At 38.4% G+C, this 17,885-nt stretch carries 19 protein-coding genes and 2 rRNA genes; 13 read left to right on the forward strand and 8 right to left on the reverse strand.

Annotated elements, in window-relative coordinates; all coding sequences use genetic code 11:
- Together P8M52_RS04890 and pyrE are read right to left on the reverse strand one after the other, a co-directional pair.
- Positions 1-375: pirin family protein (locus P8M52_RS04890; protein ID WP_300308145.1), on the reverse strand; the 375-nt coding region annotated here is incomplete at its 3' end.
- A 161-nt stretch (positions 376-536) separates the two neighbouring features.
- The gene (gene pyrE, locus P8M52_RS04895) at positions 537-1,175 is read right to left on the reverse strand and encodes an orotate phosphoribosyltransferase (protein ID WP_300308148.1); all 639 of its coding nucleotides are present in this window, start codon (positions 1,173-1,175) and stop codon (positions 537-539) included.
- 31 nt (positions 1,176-1,206) lie between these two features.
- Between pyrE and P8M52_RS04900 the strand changes: the two genes are divergently transcribed.
- From P8M52_RS04900 to fabB, 9 genes are all read left to right on the forward strand, one after another.
- Entirely contained in the window at positions 1,207-1,974 is a 768-nt protein-coding gene (locus P8M52_RS04900; protein WP_300308151.1) for an exodeoxyribonuclease III, read from the forward strand.
- The gene (trmB, locus tag P8M52_RS04905) at positions 1,971-2,660 is read left to right on the forward strand and encodes a tRNA (guanosine(46)-N7)-methyltransferase TrmB (protein WP_300308154.1); all 690 of its coding nucleotides are present in this window, start codon (positions 1,971-1,973) and stop codon (positions 2,658-2,660) included. The genes P8M52_RS04900 and trmB overlap by 4 nt, the downstream gene beginning before the upstream one ends.
- Position 2,661: 1 nt before the next feature.
- Complete coding sequence (locus P8M52_RS04910; protein ID WP_300308157.1) at positions 2,662-3,114, forward strand: FxsA family protein; 453 nt, start codon at positions 2,662-2,664, stop codon at positions 3,112-3,114.
- Complete coding sequence (locus P8M52_RS04915) at positions 3,102-4,292, forward strand: folylpolyglutamate synthase/dihydrofolate synthase family protein (RefSeq protein ID WP_300308160.1); 1,191 nt, start codon at positions 3,102-3,104, stop codon at positions 4,290-4,292. Before P8M52_RS04910 ends, P8M52_RS04915 begins: the two co-directional genes overlap by 13 nt.
- Positions 4,293-4,354: 62 nt before the next feature.
- The gene (locus P8M52_RS04920; protein ID WP_300308163.1) at positions 4,355-5,203 is read left to right on the forward strand and encodes a CvpA family protein; all 849 of its coding nucleotides are present in this window, start codon (positions 4,355-4,357) and stop codon (positions 5,201-5,203) included.
- A gap of 10 nt (positions 5,204-5,213) precedes the next feature.
- Positions 5,214-6,731 (forward strand): amidophosphoribosyltransferase, encoded by a 1,518-nt coding sequence (gene purF, locus P8M52_RS04925; RefSeq protein WP_300308166.1) that lies wholly within the window; start codon positions 5,214-5,216, stop codon positions 6,729-6,731.
- Between the two features lie 23 nt (positions 6,732-6,754).
- A complete protein-coding gene (locus P8M52_RS04930) occupies positions 6,755-7,918 on the forward strand; it encodes an O-succinylhomoserine sulfhydrylase (protein ID WP_300308171.1) in 1,164 nt (387 codons plus the stop codon).
- A gap of 37 nt (positions 7,919-7,955) precedes the next feature.
- Positions 7,956-8,462, forward strand: a complete 507-nt coding sequence (gene fabA, locus P8M52_RS04935) for a 3-hydroxyacyl-[acyl-carrier-protein] dehydratase FabA (protein ID WP_300308174.1) — start codon at positions 7,956-7,958, stop codon at positions 8,460-8,462.
- Positions 8,462-9,679 carry a beta-ketoacyl-ACP synthase I gene (fabB, locus tag P8M52_RS04940; protein ID WP_300308177.1) on the forward strand — a complete coding sequence of 406 codons (1,218 nt, stop codon included), beginning with the start codon at positions 8,462-8,464 and terminating at the stop codon, positions 9,677-9,679. Before fabA ends, fabB begins: the two co-directional genes overlap by 1 nt.
- Positions 9,680-9,745: 66 nt before the next feature.
- On the opposite strand, the gene secF is transcribed toward fabB, so the two are convergent.
- Genes secF through serS form a run of 4 tightly spaced genes read right to left on the reverse strand, consistent with a single transcriptional unit; the run spans position 9,746 to position 14,185 of the window.
- The gene (gene secF, locus P8M52_RS04945) at positions 9,746-10,672 is read right to left on the reverse strand and encodes a protein translocase subunit SecF (protein ID WP_300308179.1); all 927 of its coding nucleotides are present in this window, start codon (positions 10,670-10,672) and stop codon (positions 9,746-9,748) included.
- Positions 10,669-12,522: a protein translocase subunit SecD gene (secD, locus tag P8M52_RS04950; RefSeq protein WP_300308181.1), complete on the reverse strand. Its 1,854-nt coding sequence runs from the start codon at positions 12,520-12,522 to the stop codon at positions 10,669-10,671. The genes secF and secD overlap by 4 nt, the downstream gene beginning before the upstream one ends.
- 16 nt (positions 12,523-12,538) lie before the next feature.
- Complete coding sequence (gene yajC, locus P8M52_RS04955; RefSeq protein WP_300308184.1) at positions 12,539-12,874, reverse strand: preprotein translocase subunit YajC; 336 nt, start codon at positions 12,872-12,874, stop codon at positions 12,539-12,541.
- 18 nt (positions 12,875-12,892) lie between these two features.
- Positions 12,893-14,185: a serine--tRNA ligase gene (gene serS / locus P8M52_RS04960; RefSeq protein ID WP_300308187.1), complete on the reverse strand. Its 1,293-nt coding sequence runs from the start codon at positions 14,183-14,185 to the stop codon at positions 12,893-12,895.
- A gap of 84 nt (positions 14,186-14,269) precedes the next feature.
- Between serS and P8M52_RS04965 the strand changes: the two genes are divergently transcribed.
- The 4 genes from P8M52_RS04965 to P8M52_RS04980 all read left to right on the forward strand — a co-directional run bounded on the left by P8M52_RS04965 (position 14,270) and on the right by P8M52_RS04980 (position 16,895).
- Entirely contained in the window at positions 14,270-14,557 is a 288-nt protein-coding gene (locus tag P8M52_RS04965) for a rhodanese-like domain-containing protein (protein ID WP_300308190.1), read from the forward strand.
- Between the two features lie 76 nt (positions 14,558-14,633).
- Entirely contained in the window at positions 14,634-15,299 is a 666-nt protein-coding gene (locus P8M52_RS04970) for a hypothetical protein (protein ID WP_300308193.1), read from the forward strand.
- 63 nt (positions 15,300-15,362) lie between these two features.
- Positions 15,363-15,785, forward strand: coding sequence for a thioredoxin TrxC (gene trxC, locus P8M52_RS04975; protein WP_300308196.1), 423 nt, complete (start codon positions 15,363-15,365; stop codon positions 15,783-15,785).
- 102 nt (positions 15,786-15,887) lie between these two features.
- Positions 15,888-16,895 carry a metal-dependent hydrolase gene (locus tag P8M52_RS04980; RefSeq protein WP_300308199.1) on the forward strand — a complete coding sequence of 336 codons (1,008 nt, stop codon included), beginning with the start codon at positions 15,888-15,890 and terminating at the stop codon, positions 16,893-16,895.
- Positions 16,896-17,250: 355 nt separating this feature from the next.
- Here P8M52_RS04980 and rrf read toward each other — a convergent pair.
- Together rrf and P8M52_RS04990 are read right to left on the reverse strand one after the other, a co-directional pair.
- Positions 17,251-17,366, reverse strand: a 5S ribosomal RNA gene (rrf, locus tag P8M52_RS04985).
- 202 nt (positions 17,367-17,568) lie between these two features.
- Positions 17,569-17,885, reverse strand: a 23S ribosomal RNA gene (locus tag P8M52_RS04990); the annotation flags it as partial.

The raw sequence follows: 17,885 nt of genomic DNA on the forward strand, positions 1-17,885 counted from the left end.
CCAAGGGCTAAAAATAACCTGATCAGGTTTTTGTTTGCAAAATAAGCCCGTACCGCTATAACCCTTCTTTTCAGCTGGCATTTCTGCATGAACTATGCCTTTACCTGCGCAAAATACCTGAGCTCCGCCCGTGCTAACGAAAGCATCATTGCCCAAGTTATCTTTATGATGCATACCGCCGGTTAACATATAGGTGATTGCTTCAAACCCACGATGTGGATGATCTGGAAAACCTTGTCCAGTGGCGATATTAAAATGATCCCATAAAACGAATGGATCAAAATTCATTCGTTTTGATACTGGGAATAGTCGATTAACAAGCACACCATCCCCTTCAAGCATTTGTTGCGTATTAATTTTGACAAATATACTCACAACTTCTTGTAGGTCTTTTTTATAATCATATCATGATAGTAGCATGATTATTAACACCTAAGAGAAAACAAACTATATAAACACAGTGTTAAACTAGATATATACTAAGAAAAACCTTGCACAGTGACTACTTTAGATTGTGAGAATAATTTGATTAACTTCTAAACGCCGTATTGATCCCTGTAAGCCTCAATACGCTCGATTAACGCTTGATCATCGCCCTGTTTCAAGTAGTCAATCAAATGGCCAAGATTGATAATACTTAATACCGTAATACCAAAATTTTCTTCAACCTCTTGAATGGCTGATTTATCACCTTTGCCTTTTTCTTGACGGTCCTCTGCAACAATCACGCCTTTGGCTTTAGCGCCATTCGCATCAATGATATCCATGGCTTCGCGAATCGCAGTGCCTGCTGTTATGACATCGTCAATAATTAAAATATCACCCTCTAACGCATGCCCTACAATATCGCCACCTTCGCCGTGCGTTTTGGCTTCTTTACGGTTGAAGCTATAAGGAATATTTTTATTGAAAGAATCATTCAATGCCATTGCACACGCTGTAGCTAATGGAATACCCTTATAAGCAGGACCAAATAACACGTCAAACTCTAGCCCACTTTCAGCAATAGATTGAGCATAGAATTTACCTAATTTTGACAAATGATCCCCGGTATTAAACGATCCCGCATTAAAGAAGTAAGGGCTAACACGGCCAGATTTTAACGTAAATTCTCCAAATTTTAGCGCCCCAATTTCTAACATAAAATCTACAAAGTCTTTTTGATACTGCTGCATATAATCCTCTTAAATCATTAAAATATTTCCAATGAAGAGAATTATAACGGCTAATGTCAACGGAATTCGTGCAGCTGAGAGAAAAGGTTTTTTTGAATGGATGAAAACCCAGAATGCTGATATTGTTTGCGTACAAGAAATCAAGGCGCAAGAAGACCAGCTTGACGAAAAATTCTATCCAGCGGATATCTATACGTTTTATAAGCCAGCTGAAAAGAAGGGTTATAGCGGTACGGGCTTATATTGCAAACAAAAACCTGATCAGGTTATTTTTAGCCCTTGGGAAGATATTGACTTTGAGGGTCGCTTTATTCAAGCAGACTTTGGGAATTTAAGTGTTATTTCCATTTACATCCCTTCCGGGTCAGCCAAACAAGAGCGTCAAGACTATAAAATGGATTTCATGGTGAATCGATTTATGCCTTATCTGAAACAATTGCAAACAAACGGACGTGATTATATAATTTGTGGCGATGTCAATGTTGTCCATAAAGAGATCGATATCAAGAATTTTTCTGGCAATAAAAAACGCTCAGGCTGTCTGCCAGAAGAGCGCGCTTGGATGGATCAATTATTCAATGAGGCCCAGTATGTTGACGCTTTTAGAGAGGTCAATCAAGAGGCACATCAGTATACCTGGTGGTCGAATCGTGGACAGGCTTGGGCCAACAATACAGGTTGGCGCATTGATTATCAAATTCTAAGTAAGAACCTCAAGGGAAAAGTACGTTCTGCTTCTATTTACAAGGATGTACGTTTTTCTGACCATTCACCTTTAATTATTGATTACAACCTATGAGTGAAAAGACCATTCGAAAAATTCAGAGTTTTGTTAAGCGTTCCGGCCGACTAACCGAAGGGCAAAAATATGGTCTTAACGATCTTTGGTCAGAATATGGCATTGATCCAATAGTTGATCAGATCATTGATTTCAACACTGTGTTTGAAAAGCAGCAAGATGTTATTTTAGAAATCGGTTTTGGTAACGGTAACTCATTATTAGAAATGGCCATCAATGAGCCGGAGCGTAACTTTTTAGGTGTAGAAGTGTATGAAGCAGGCGTTGGTCGTTTAATTAATGAAGCGCATAAAAACCAACTAACCAACCTTAAAGTTATCAAGGAAGATGCTGTTGAAGTTTTAAAAAACAACATTGCGGCTAGCAGTCTTACCGGATTTCAGTTGTATTTTGCCGACCCTTGGCATAAGAAAAAACATCATAAGCGTCGTATTGTACAAAATGAATTCATGAATATGATATCTGACAAACTGATTAACGGCGGGTTTGTGCATATGGCCACAGATTGGGAAAACTACGCCGAGCAAATGATGGAAACTCTTGAGGGGCATGTACACTTTAAAAACACGCTTGGCGCCCATATCTATTCCCCTAAACCCAAACGTCGCCCTATCACCAAGTTTGAGAAACGGGGGGAGCGACTCGGCCATGGCGTTTGGGACCTGATTTTTACTAACGAGAAATAAAATGATTTTTCCTTTATTTGTTATTATGACGCTACTTGAGATTTATGTACTAGTTTCAGTTGGCGAATCCATTGGCGGACTATCAACCATTCTATTAGTTATTATTACTGCACTAATTGGCTCAACTTTGCTAAAACAACAAGGCTGGTCAACAATGGCCAAAGCACAGAATGCAATGGCTAATGGCCAAACACCAGCATTTGAGATGTTAGAGGGCTTAGTTATCTTAATCTCTGGCGTTCTTTTACTAACCCCTGGATTTATTACTGACGCAATCGGACTCTTAGGGCTGATGCCTTTTTCAAGAGTGTATTTTATTGATCACATTTTAAGTAAAAATACTGAGAAATTATTTTCTAAAAAGGATTCGGTTTTTATACATAAGTCTAATCCTGTCAAAAAGAAAAATAGTGATAAAAATGATACGATTGATGGTGAATTTTGGGAAGATTAACAACTCTTACTGAATGGCTTTCTTGGCAAGAAAGCCTACATGGCCAAGAAATTGATTTGGGCTTAACACGTATTCAAAGCGTCTACCTAAAGCTATTTCCGAAAGGCGTACCTTTTACAACGATTACCGTTGCGGGCACTAATGGCAAAGGTTCCACTATCGCTTTTATTGAGAGTATTTATCAACAAACTCACTATTCAGTCGCTAAATTCACCTCTCCACATATTCTAAATTACAATGAACGCTTTGTTATTAATGCATTGCAAGCTACTGATAGTCAAATTTGTACGGCATTCGAACAAATAGAGCAAGTTCGTGGCAACACCTCTCTTACTTATTTTGAATTTTCAACTTTAGCTGCTCTACTTATCTTTGCCGAACAAGAGGTCGATATTGCTATTTTAGAAATTGGCCTAGGCGGACGATTAGATTCTGTCAATGTTGTGGATACAGATATTGCGGTAATTACCAATATTGCTATTGATCACGTTGATTATTTAGGTGATACACGTGAGCTCATTGGCTATGAAAAAGCGGGCATTATGCGTGCTAATACACCCTGTATTTGTGGTGATCTGAATTCGCCACTATCTCTGCATGAATATGCTAAGAAAATTGGTGCTGAACTTGAGTTCATATCAGAGCCCTATACAGGTGCATTAACCTTAAAAGGTATGCATCAACAATACAATGCAGCGTTAGCACACTTATGCATTAAAAAACTTAATCAGAAATTTCCAATTAAAGAAAAGCTGGTTTCTCAGGGGCTCAAGAAGGCACAATTAGCGGGTCGCTTTCAAACAAAAAATATCAATGACAAACAGTTTATTTTTGACGTAGCTCACAATGAAGCTGCTGTAGAAGCCCTAGCCAAAGAATTAACCAAAAATAACCAACCCACTTTAGCTGTCTTTTCAGCCTTAAAAGATAAAAATATCTCATTAATGATTAAGGCCATTTCTCCAATCATCGGCCAATGGTTAATAGCGCCCCTAACTGTTGCGCGAGCAACAGATATTAATGACTTGGTTGACCAATTTAGCCTTACGGAGACCGTTAGTGCGTTTGACAATGTAAATCTAGCCATGGACAACGCCCTAAAACAACGCTCATATCAGCGTATTGTGGTCTTCGGATCATTCCATGTAGTCGCCGATGCATTAAAATCGTTTAAGTGATGTTTGAAGAAAAATTCTTGTAAAATTAGCGCATACAACAAAACGCTCTTTGGAGAGAAACAATGAATAAGTTTTTTGAGGACGTCTGGAACATGATTGGATCGCTGGTCTGGTCTGACTGGATCACCGTCATTATCTTAGTCGCATTCTTGGTATTAGGCTTTAAACGTGGCATGGCCAAAGAGTTGATTAACTTCAGCTTTTTGTTGCTGGCAATTATTATTGCATGGATGCTTTATCAGCCCTTGGCAACCAGTAGTGCCATTACCTGGATGTTGTTATCGCATCAATCACACATGGCTATTGCTTTTGGTACTATCTTTATTGGCACGCTACTTTTTAAAAAAGCAATCTACAGGCTTACCCAAGCGTCATCAGGCGTCAACAATCCATGCACCTTAAACAAAATTTTTGCTTATTTAGTATTTTTCTTAGTGGCAATCGCGCTAAGTTGGCATTATCTCGATATTATTGCCAATCTGGGCTTAATGGAAATTGTAGTCACTGACACATCTGTTCGCATTGGCTTGTCATTTGTGATTACGCTTGCCATTATTATTGGGGTATGTTCGAGTATTTCCAACATGCTGAATATTTCTATTGACAATTCAAAGCCTTGTTTCTTATCTGGATTTTTTACTAAAATTCTCAACGTTCTACACATACTTGATGAAAAGCTCAATGCCAGAAACATTAATAGCAAGAGAAACAACTTTGGTGGTTTGCTAGTTGGACTAATTAAAGGCAGTCTGGCAATTTTAATCATGGTGCTAGTATTTCAAAGTATCGATAGCATTTCGCAACAATACTATTGGATCGAAGCAAATGGTGCATTAAGCACCTTCCAAGATATGGCATCAGATATCAAACCAGCCCTATCAGAACATTTATTATTTATCGAAAACAAATAAGGAAAACTTTATGTGCGGCATTGTTGGCATTCTATCCACTACAAAAAAAGACACAGCTGTCTCTATCTATGACGCTTTAACCATTTTGCAGCATCGGGGTCAGGACGCTGCAGGCATTGTTACGTCACACAAGGGTCGCTTCTATATGCGAAAATCAAATGGCTTAGTGAAAAATGTTTTTAAAACTAAGCATATGACTAAATTATTGGGAGATATGGGTATTGGGCATGTACGCTACCCTACTGCAGGAACATCAAGCGGTGCTGAAGCACAACCGCTTTATGTGAATTCCCCTTATGGAATTGCATTTGCTCATAATGGCAATCTAACCAATACCAAAGAATTGGCTCAAGAATTATTTGAACAGGATTTACGCCATATTAACACCAATTCAGATTCTGAAATTTTATTAAACGTTTTTGCGAGCGAACTGGCAAAGTTACAGAAGCAGCGCATTAACGAACAAGATATTTTTGACTCAGTTAAGCAAGTGCATAAACGTGTTCGTGGCGCTTATGCCACTATCGGTATGATTCCAGGTTACGGTATTTTTGGGTTTAGAGATCCTAATGGCATTCGCCCTCTAATTCTGGGAAAGCGTACTACCAATGACGGCACAAAATACATGCTTGCTTCAGAAAGCGTTGCTCTAACAGCTTTAGGTTATGAAATAACCCAAGATATTAAACCGGGTGAAGCTGTTGTCGTAGATCGTGAAGGTAATGTCTTTGTACAGCAATGTGCTGAAAAACCAAAGTACTCGCCTTGTATCTTTGAATTTGTCTATTTTGCTCGTCCTGATTCAGTTATTGATAACATTTCAGTTTACAAAACACGCCTGAGAATGGGTGAGCGGTTAGCGGCCAAAATTCATACAGAATGGAGCGATGAAAAAATTGACGTCGTGATTCCAATACCTGACACTTCTCGTGTTTCTGCCTTACAATTAGCGAACGAATTAGAGGTTAGGTACTCTGAGGGTTTAATCAAAAATCGTTATATTGCGCGCACATTTATTATGCCTGGACAAAAATTACGTAAAAAATCAGTACGCCAAAAGCTGAGTGCTATTGAGCTTGAATTCAAGGGGAAAAACGTTTTACTTGTGGATGACTCAATCGTCAGAGGAACAACTAGCGAGCAGATTGTTAAAATGGCTCGAGATGCAGGCGCCAAAAAAGTTTTTTTTGCTTCAGCTGCACCAGCTGTACGTCATCCTAATGTTTATGGCATTGACATGGCCAGCAATAAAGAATTTATTGCTCATAACAAAAGTACCGAAGAAGTTTGTCATGCTATTGGCGCAGACAAACTTATTTATCAAGATTTAGATGATCTAATTTGGTGTGTTCAACAAGGTAATAAAAATATAACTGAATTTGACTGCTCTTGTTTTAACGGTGAATACATTACTGGCGACATTACACAGCAATATTTAGATGATATTGAAACAATGAGAGCTGACTCTGCTAAAGAAAAGGGCAGCACCAACGAAAACTCTGATCTTATCAGTAATGATGTAGAATAACCCTATTTATTAATTTTAAATCTATGCAAGATCTAAATTTTGACACGAAGGCAATTCGAGAAGGTTATCGAACAACGGGAGAGCAAGAGCACTCGGAAGCTATTTTTCTGACTTCTAGCTTTACTTTTGATTCCGCAGAACAAGCGGCAAGTCGATTTTCCAAGGAAGAGCCTGGCAATATCTATGCGCGCTTTACCAATCCAACGGTAGATGCCTTTGAGAAAAAACTAGCCGCCCTAGAAGGTGCAGAAGCATGCGTTGCCACATCTTCAGGTATGGCGGCAATCTTTGCCACATTGATGGCCTTATTAAAATCAGGCGATCATATTGTTGCATCACGTAACATGTTTGGCACTTCAATTGTATTACTTAATACCATTATCTCAAAATTTGATATTTCTGTGAGTTTTGTTGACTTGTCGGATATTAGCGCTTGGGAAGCTGCCATTAATGACAATACCAAGCTTTTCTTACTGGAAACTCCATCTAACCCCTTGGGACAGGCAGTTGATCTTGTAGCACTTGGTAAAATTACAAAGGCTAATAACATTTTATTAGCTGTAGATAATTGCGTCTTAACACCTGCATTGCAAAAGCCGCTTGAATTAGGTGCCGACATAGTCATACATTCTGCCACAAAATACATAGATGGCCAAGGTCGCTGTCTTGCTGGCGCTGTACTGGGCACCGAAGAAATTATTGAGCATGTGCATGGATTTGTGCGCACTACTGGACCAAGCTTGAGTGCATTTAACGCATGGATTGTACTTAAAGGATTAGATACACTTAGTCTAAGAATGAAGGCTCATTCTGCCAATGCACTTAAATTAGCAACCTGGCTCGAACAACAAGAAAAAGTTAAACATGTGCATTATATAGGTCTTGAATCACATCCACATCATCAACTTGCCAAGCAACAACAGTCTGATTTTGGCGGAATTGTTTCTTTTGAGGTTGAGGGTGGTCGTAAAGCTGCATTTAACATTATCAATGCGACAGAAATATTTTCAATTACTGCAAATCTTGGTGACACAAAGTCAACTATTACTCACCCAGCTAGCACAACACATGGTCGCCTAACAGATGAAGAGAAACACAATTCTAACATCTCGGAAGGACTTATTAGAATTTCAGTTGGACTGGAAGATGTAGGCGACTTGATAGACGATATAAACAAAGGACTTTGATGTATAATTCTGTCAAAGATTGATACAAGGTAACCCTATGCAAAATTCATACTCATACGAAGAATTAATCCAATGTGGCAATGGCGAACTCTTTGGTCCAGGCAACGCGCAACTACCACAACCCCCAATGCTAATGTTCGATAGAATCACGCACATTTCAGATAAAGGTGGAGAGTATGACAAGGGTGAAATCATTGCCGAGCTAGATGTCAATCCGGACTTATGGTTCTTTGGCTGTCACTTTAACAACGATCCAGTTATGCCAGGTTGTTTAGGGCTTGACGCTATGTGGCAACTTATCGGCTTTCACTTAGGCTGGTTAGGCGGTCCTGGGCGCGGGCGTGCGTTAGGTGGTAGTATTAAATTTACTGGCCAAGTACTACCAAAAGCTAAAAAAGTTACCTACCGAATCAACCTAAAAAGAGTGATTGCACGAAAACTATACATGGGTATCGGAGACGCTACAATGGAAGTAGATGGAAAAGTTATTTATGAAGCCAAAGATTTAAAAGTTGGTCTTTTTACTGACACGAGTTCATTCTAATGAACAGAGTAGTTGTAACTGGAATGGGGATTGTTTCTAGCTTAGGCGTAAATTGCGACGAGGTTTTAGAATCTCTTAAAACAGGAAAATCTGGCATTAAATTTGATGAAAAGTATGCTGAACTAGGTCTTAGATCTCAGGTTTCTGGTCAAATAGCTGAAGTTGATTCAAGTGATGTTATTGATCGAAAAATGAAGCGTTTTATGGCTGATGCTGCAATATATAACGCCGTAGCGCTGGATCAAGCAATCAAACAATCAGGGCTTAACGAAGAGCAAGTATCTAATCCTCGAACTGGATTAATCATGGGCTCAGGTGGTGCTTCGAATCAGAATGTAGTAGAAGCTGCAGATATCTTGAGAGAGAAAGGCATCAAGCGTGTTGGTCCTTACCGCGTGCCACGTACAATGGGGTCAACAACTTCCGCTTGCCTATCAACCATGTTTAAGATCAAAGGTATCAATTATTCCATTAGCTCAGCTTGCTCTACCTCTGCTCACTGCATTGGTAATGCAATGGAGCAAATTCAAATGGGTAAGCAAGATGTGGTATTTGCCGGTGGTGGTGAAGAGTTGGATTGGTCGTTAACCATGTTGTTTGATGCCATGGGTGCACTTTCATCAAAATACAACGAAACACCTGAAAAGGCTTCAAGAGCTTACGATGCTGAACGCGATGGGTTTGTTATTTCTGGCGGTGGCGGTGCACTCGTACTTGAGTCACTTGAGCATGCAGAGGCTCGCGGTGCAACCATATTAGCTGAACTAACTGGTTATGGTGCCACTTCAGATGGCTTCGACATGGTTGCTCCTTCTGGTGAAGGTGCAAAACGTTGTATGGAATTAGCCATATCAACAGTTAATGGTCCGATTGATTACATTAATGCTCATGGCACTTCAACACCAGTAGGTGATGTCAAAGAACTGGGCGCTATTAAAGAAGTTTTTGGTGATAAAGTACCAAACGTTGGCTCAACTAAATCTTTATCTGGTCATGCTTTAGGCGCAGCTGGCGTTAATGAAGCTATCTATTCGCTGTTAATGCTGCAAAATAATTTTATGGCTGAATCAGTTAACATTACAGCTCTTGATGAGGCTGCTGAAGGTGTGCCAATTGTACGCTCAACAACCATTCAATCTGTTGACCGAGTCATGTCTAATAGCTTTGGCTTTGGTGGCACTAACGCTTGTTTAGTCTTTGAAACATACAAAAGTTAAACAATAAATTGGAACATTAAAAAAGGCCACTAATCATGTGGCCTTTTTTAATGTATGAAGCTCAGCTTACGGCCTTGTATCAATCTCTTGCTTTTCTTTCTCAGATGGCAACATGTCTTCCTTGGTAATGCCTAAAGCTAGAATCGTAGAGCTGGCAACATAGATTGAGGAATAGGTACCAATCACGACACCAATAAGCAAGGCTATCGCAAAACCATGAATAATCTCACCACCCAAAAAGAATAAAGCCAATAATACAAGTAGCGTTGTTAATGAAGTCATGATTGTTCTGGATAGGGTTTGATTTAATGCGCCATTAATGATCTTTTCCGGGTCTACATGTCTGGTAGATAAAAAATTCTCACGAATCCTGTCAAATACAACTATCGTATCATTCAATGAATAACCAATAACAGCTAAAATAGCCGCCAATACCGTTAAATCGAATTCAATTTGGAATAATGAAAAGAAACCGAGTGTAATAATAACATCATGAATCAAGGCCGCAATTGAGCCTAAAGCAAAACGATACTCAAATCTAAAAGCAACATAAATCAAAATACCGATCAACGCATACAGCATGGCTAATCCGCCATCGTTGGTTAACTCTTCACCAACCTTAGGACCAACAAACTCTACACGTCTAATATCGACATCATTACCCAATAAACGGATTATTTTAGTACTTAATTTGGCACTTGAAATAGTTTGAGGCTCTAAGCGGATCAAAATTTCGTTGGTTGAGCCAAAATATTGAACATTGGCTCGTTTGAAACCCGCTTCATCTAGTGTGGACCTGACCTCAGATAAATCAACACCTTGCTGATAACCCACTTCAATTAATGTGCCACCCGTAAAATCAATACCCAGCTTGAGTCCATTACTTGACAATGAGAAAACACTTAATGCAATTAGCATAGCTGACAATATGATTGCATAAGTGCGTTTACCAACAAAATCAATTGTTGGTATTTTTAAAGCTACCATACTCATATCGAGATCTCCTTTAATTTTTTACCACCATAAATTTTATTAATAATGGCACGTGAAACAATAATGGCGGTAAACATGGATGTAACAATACCAATTGATAAAGTAATGGCAAAACCCTTAATTGGACCTGTGCCAAAACTAAACAACACTAGTGCGGCTATGAGTGTTGTTATGTTTGCATCAGCAATAGTAAGTACTGCCTTGTCATAACCAGCAGAAATTGCTTTTTGAATATTGCTATTTGTACCCAACTCTTCTTTGATTCTTTCAAAAATAAGCACATTAGCATCAACTGCCATACCAACGGTCAATACAATGCCTGCAATACCTGGCAAGGTTAGGGTTGCCTGTAATAATGATAAAACTGCGACAATCATGATCAAATTAAGCGTTAATGCTATATTGGCCACCATTCCAAATATACGATAACGCATTGCCATAAATAAGAGTACTAAGATAAATCCAATCACAACACTCATTACACCCTTAGCAATATTATCTGCACCCAAACTTGGACCAATGGTACGCTCTTCAATAATCTCAATCGGTGCGGAAAGAGAACCTGCTCTTAATAGTAAAGACAAGTTTCTAGCTTCTCGAGCGCTATCGATACCTGTAATTTGAAATCTTGATGAAAAGGTTCCTTGAATGGTTGCCGCATTAATAACGTCTTGTGTAGTTGAGCGCTTCTTAACTAACTTACCGTCTTCCAACACCGTTTCAACCTTGTTTTCAATAAAGACAACCGCCATACGGTGGTGAATATATTTTTTGGTTGTATCAAGCATGGCTCTGCCACCAGCGCTATCCAAGGTAATATTAACCATGGGTGTTGCATTTTCCGAATCCACGCCAGATGCCGCACCTGTAATGTTCTCGCCTGTTGCAATAACACGCGTCTTTAATAAAAGCGCACGGCCATCTCTAAAATAATAGAGTTTAGATCCAATAGGTGTTTTTCCAGATTGGATTGCAGTTTGAGGATCATTTTTTTCATCAACTAAACGGAATTCCAGTGTGGCAACCGCACCTAAAATTTCTTTTGCACGTGCCGTATCTTGCACACCTGGCAATTGAACCACAATCCGCTCTAAACCTTGCTGTTGAATAATAGGTTCAGCAACGCCTAACTCGTTAACACGATTACGCAAAGTAGTGATATTTTGCTTTAATGCATTACTTTTTGCTTCTGCCTGGGCACTATCACTAATGCCAATACTCACTTGTAAAGGATTATTAGATTGTACTTCTAGAATAACCAAATCAGTCAATTCAGATTGAATTAATTTCAGACCATTGACTTTTGAATCATCTGTTTTGAATAAAACAACAATATGTCCATCTTGAATTTCAACACGCTTGTAGAGACGCTCCTTTCTCAGTAGTGTGCGTAACTCATTGTATGATTTGTTAAGCGACATGTTGACTACCGCATGCATATCAACTTCTAACAAGAAATGCACGCCACCTCGAAGATCCAGACCTAATGACATTGCTTTACCACCAAGGTCTGCCAACCACGTTGGAATAGATGGCGCTAAGTTTAATGCAGTAACATAATTACGGCCCAAATCTTGCTTAAGAGCCTCTTTGGCGCTTAACTGGGATTTGTTATCATTAAATCTAGCTAGAATTCGGCGCCCTGTTAGCTCGACTGACTTATAGTCAATTGATTGATCATCCAAAGTTTTTTTAACTTTAGCTAAATCAGTTTGAGTGATCGCAGCATCACCGTTGGCTGATACTTGTACGGCTAAATCTGACCCAAAAACATTTGGCAAAGCATATATAACTGAAAGCAATAAGAAAAATGCAATAAGCGTATTTTTAAGTGCAGAAAACTGATTCATAACAAGCTCTTATTGATTAAATTGAAGCACTACCTTTTGGTAATTTTTGATTGATACCTTGCTTTTGCACCTTAACAATAACACCTTGAGCAATCTGTAAAGTAGCAAAAGATTCATCAACGGAATTAACCATTCCAACAACACCGCCATTGGTAACCACCTCGTCACCTTTTTTAAGTGCTGCTAATAATGTTTTATGCTCTTTCGCACGCTTTTGTTGTGGCCTGATGAGTAAAAAATACATCAAGATAAACATAATAATTAAAAACGGCAGTCCGCCTAGTGGATTGCCAGCACTCGCAGTAGAGCCTTCTGCAAATGCAGGGCTAATAATTAAATCTAGTAAATTCATATCTATCTCCTTTTTTTATTATTGGGTAAGGGTGCTTAATCCACCCATGTAGTTTTGTAACACACTCGGGATCTTAATACTGCCATCAGCCTGCTGATAATTTTCCAGCACAGCTACCAACGTTCTACCAACAGCAAGACCAGAACCATTTAAGGTATGTAGTAATTCCGGCTTATTGGTGTCTTTATTCTTATATCTAAGTTGCAAACGTCTCGCTTGAAAATCCTCAAAACAAGAGCAAGAAGAGATCTCTCTATAGGCGCTTTGACCAGGGAGCCACACTTCCAAATCATAAGTTTTAGCGGCAGAAAAACCCAAATCACCTGCACATAAATTTACTTTTCTATAAGGCAACTCCAACGCTTGCAAGATACCCTCAGCATGGTTTGTTAATTCTTCCAATGTACGGTAAGAATCTTTTGCCTTAACAACTTGAACCAACTCAACTTTCTCAAATTGATGTTGGCGAATTAAACCGCGGGTATCACGGCCATAAGCGCCCGCTTCAGATCTAAAACTTGGCGTATGACCAACAAACTTAAGTGGCAAATCTTTCTCATTTACCATGGTGTTGCGCATCATATTGGTAATTGGCACCTCGCCAGTAGGGATTAAATAAAGTGTTTTAGCTTCACCTTCTTCACCGTGTAAATGGGTTTTAAACAAATCAGCTTCAAACTTAGGTAGTTGCCCAGTACCCATTAACGATTCACTGTTAACCAAATAAGGGACGTAAGCCTCAGTATAGCCATTAACTTCACTATGTTGATCCAGCATAAATTGTGTAAGCGCACGATGCAGACGAGCAATTTTTCCGGTCATCACTGAGAAACGAGCGCCAGAAATCTTAGCCGCTGTTTCAAAGTCAAGACCATGCAACTCACCCAAATCAACATGATCTTTAACCTCAAAATCATAATCTTTTGGCTTACCCCAAATAGACACCTCAACATTGTCATCTTCAGAATCACCTTCAGGTACGGAATCATGTGGAATGTTAGGCATTGATAACGCGATTTCATCAATTTTAGATTGAATGGCTTGCAATTCAGTTTTAGCAGTATCTAAATCATCGCCTAAATTTGCAACTGCTGCAAGTAAAGGCTTGATATCTTCACCAGCAGCCTTAGCTTTTCCAATTGCCTTGGATTGAGTGTTTCGTAGATTTTGCAGTTCTTGTGCTTTAACCTGATTATTTTTACGACTATTTTCTAAATCATTTAGTGTCTTGATATCAAAAGAAAAATTTCGTTTTTGAAGTGCCTTGGCTACCGCCTCTACATCATTTCTTAGTTGCTTTTTACTGAGCATTGCTATATAATAGTTTCCTTATATTAATTTGAGCCTCTTGTTTAATTTAGGGCTTCAAATAAAACTTATTCTGGAAATTATACTATGTTTAACTCATTTTCGTCCGCTGATGCGTGCAAACTATTAGCCAATGGCGCACAACTTGTCGATGTTCGAACATCTGCAGAATTTGCACGTGGCGCACTCCCAAATGCCATTAATTTACCACTTCAAGGCATAATGAATGCAGCCAACGTTATTGAGAAGGATAAAGCAATAGTATTGTATTGCTTAAGTGGAGCCCGATCTGCTACTGCAAAAAATTATCTAATTCAAATGGGTTTTGAAGAAGTGCACGATTTAGGCTCGTTTAAAAATTATAACTGCGAATAGTTTCCTTTTTAATTACAAGCAATTAAACTTCTAATGCTTGTTAAAATTCTTATTAAATAATACAAATTGATTAAGAATGAGAGTTAAGAGCACCTGGCACAAAACCCAAGTTAAAACCATTGAAGATATTGCTGGCGCATTGGCATTTAATTCATGGCGCATTACAAAAAATCAACTGGAAGATTTGATTAACGAGGCCTTCGTTATTGAAAAAGATCAAGTGTTTAATGTCATTCAAGAATACATGTGCTACCTCATACAATGCGTAGATAGACTCACCTATGATATTCTTGATAACAATAAACGCCAAGAATTAATTGTTGCACTTGCCAAGCAATCAGCAGATTATTATCATGAAAACAAAGAGGAGCGCATAGGTCCTGGTGACCATTGGCAGGAATTTATTCAAACGTACAATTCACGAACACAAGATTACAGTGATTATCAGTTTAAAGATGGCGAGCCAAATTACCTGTTTATGCGTTATTTTGCAGAGAAAATTCAGAAAGCAATGACTGCCGCAGATGAGAAGTGGATTGTACAACAAATGTGTGAAATACAAGCTCCAAAGGCTTTTAAAGCTATTAATAAAAGCGTTCAACAACTAGTTTCTGTTGATCAAATAGTATCCAATGAAGAAAAGATAGATCGTAAGATTAATAAAACTCCACGTTCTAAACGTAAGAGTACGCGACAAGACTCGCCATATCGGAACACTTCTTCAAGTGATCATATCAGCTAGCTTGCAATCCAGCGCTTAGCCCATAAATTAAGTTTATATTAATAGAATAAACTGGAGAATAAGATGATTGTTATGTGTAATAGTTGTGGAGGGCTTAATAATGTTCCTGAAACAAAATTAGCCAATAGCCCAATTTGTGGAAAATGTAAAGATAAGTTATATACAGGCAACCCAATTAGCATGACAGGTGCTCAACTTACCCGTGCAATTGAGAAAACAAATGAACTATTAGTAGTAGATTTTTGGGCAACTTGGTGTGGTCCATGCCAACAGTTTGCACCCACTTTTAAAAAAGTGGCTAGTCAAATAGAACCTAAGGCACGTTTTATTAAAATTGAAACAGAAGCTGAACAAACTATTTCTGCCAAATACAACATTCGTTCTATCCCGACCCTGGCAATTTTTAAAAATGGACAAGAAATTGATAGGATATCAGGCGCTCTAAGTGCGCCGGATTTTATCAACTGGGTTAATCAACATATATAGGCAATATACTCAGCTTTGTAAGGCGGTAACAGTCTTGCTTGTTACAAGAATCCAATAGAAGCCTTTCGGGTATTATGTAGTCTCTAAAATTTCCAAATTATTATGGATATTGTTACACAGGCGTTATTAGGATCAGCAGTTGCACAACTTGGTGCAAAAAAGCATGAAATAAAAATTGCTACATTTATCGGCTGTATAGCTGGAATTCTAGCTGATGCTGATATATTAATTCAATCTACTAGTGATCCATTACTATTTCTAGATTATCACCGACACTTTACTCATGCAATTGCCTTTATACCTATTGGCTCACTGATTACTGCATTATTGTGTTGGCCATTTGTCAGTAAAAATATAAAATTTACACGTTTATATTTTTTTGCATTGTTGGGATATCTATTAAGCGGGATCTTGGATGCTTTCACTGGATATGGCACTCATCTATTTTTACCATTCTCAGATATACGGGTTGCTGGAAATCTAATTTCCGTTATCGATCCTATATTTACACTATCCTTATTAATTGGTGTTATAGGCAATTTAAAATATAAATCCAAGAGAATTGTAATTACTAGCTTGTTTTTTTGTGCCGCTTACTTAGCCACAACCTATGTACAGCAAGGTCGTGCAACTGACATACAATCTGGTCTCGCCAATAAACGTGGTCATGTCATTGAGAAATCTATTATTAAGCCAACCTTAGCCAATATCGTATTATGGCGCTCAATCTATCTTTATCAAGGCAACTACTATATCGATGCAATTCGAGTGGGATTATCCAATGATAGAATCTACCAAGGAGAAACAGTTAAAAGTGTTAGACCAAAAATTAATTTTTCATTTGTAGACAATGAGAGTCAGCTATATAAGGACATTATGCGCTTTCAGTCTTTTTCTAATAACTATATCGCTATGGATCCTCGCGATCAAACAATATTAGGCGATATCAGATATTCGATACTTCCAAATAGTGCCAAGCCATTATGGGGTATTAAAATCAATCCTAACAAAGCAGATGAACACACAGCTTATTTAACAATGCGAAAACATAATGAAAAATTACGCCAGCAATATATTACTATGGTTTTAGGGGGTGATATTAATCAATAATCTGGTCTAAATCAACTGATTTAGAAATTCTTGAAATTTGCTAAATTTTCTAAAAAAAGGGGAGTAATTCCTCATTTATTAGTGAAATATCTTTAAAAACACAGGTATTGCAATTAACATTAAAACAGCTAATGCTAATGACTCAATTACACCATATATTTAATTTTTAAATTTACGCTTAAATCCTTTTTAAAAATAACAATAAGCATATGCCATAGAAATATCTTACACACTACGAATATAAAGTAATGATACTAAACAAGGATTTATTATAAGCTAATAATTATTTTTTTAATTTTATAACCAAAAAAAAACCCCCAGCATCAATCGATGTCTGGGGGTTTTTAGAATTAAAGCCTAGCAATGTCCTACTCTCACATGGGGAGACCCCACACTACCATCGGCGCTAAGTGGTTTCACTACTGAGTTCGGAATGGGATCAGGTGGGTCACACTTGCTATTGTCACTAAGCAAACTGGTTGTTTAAGCGGTAATGGTATTTACAGCTTAAACGAATTTAAAAGTTTTTATACCGTGATTACAATTGTAATCATTGATACAACAATTAATACATGTTGTTTAAGTTTGTCACTGTACTTCAGTGTATTGCATGACACATCAACACAAAAACTATGGATTGAATAAGTTAATATCCAAATAATTTGGGTGTTATATGGTCAAGCCTCACGATCAATTAGTATACGTTAGCTTCAAGTATCACTACTCTTCCACACCGTACCTATCAACCTCGTAGTCTTCGAGGGATCTTTAGGATAGTTAAACTATCAGGGAGACCTAATCTTGGGAGGGGCTTCCCGCTTAGATGCTTTCAGCGGTTATCCTTTCCAAACATAGCTACTCGGCAATGCGACTGGCGTCACAACCGAAACACCAGAGGTGTGTCCATTCCGGTCCTCTCGTACTAAGAACAGCTTCCCTCAAGTCTCCAACGCCCACGGTAGATAGGGACCGAACTGTCTCACGACGTTC

This window comes from Candidatus Thioglobus sp., from assembly GCF_029243085.1.
GTDB lineage: Bacteria > Pseudomonadota > Gammaproteobacteria > PS1 > Pseudothioglobaceae > Thioglobus_A.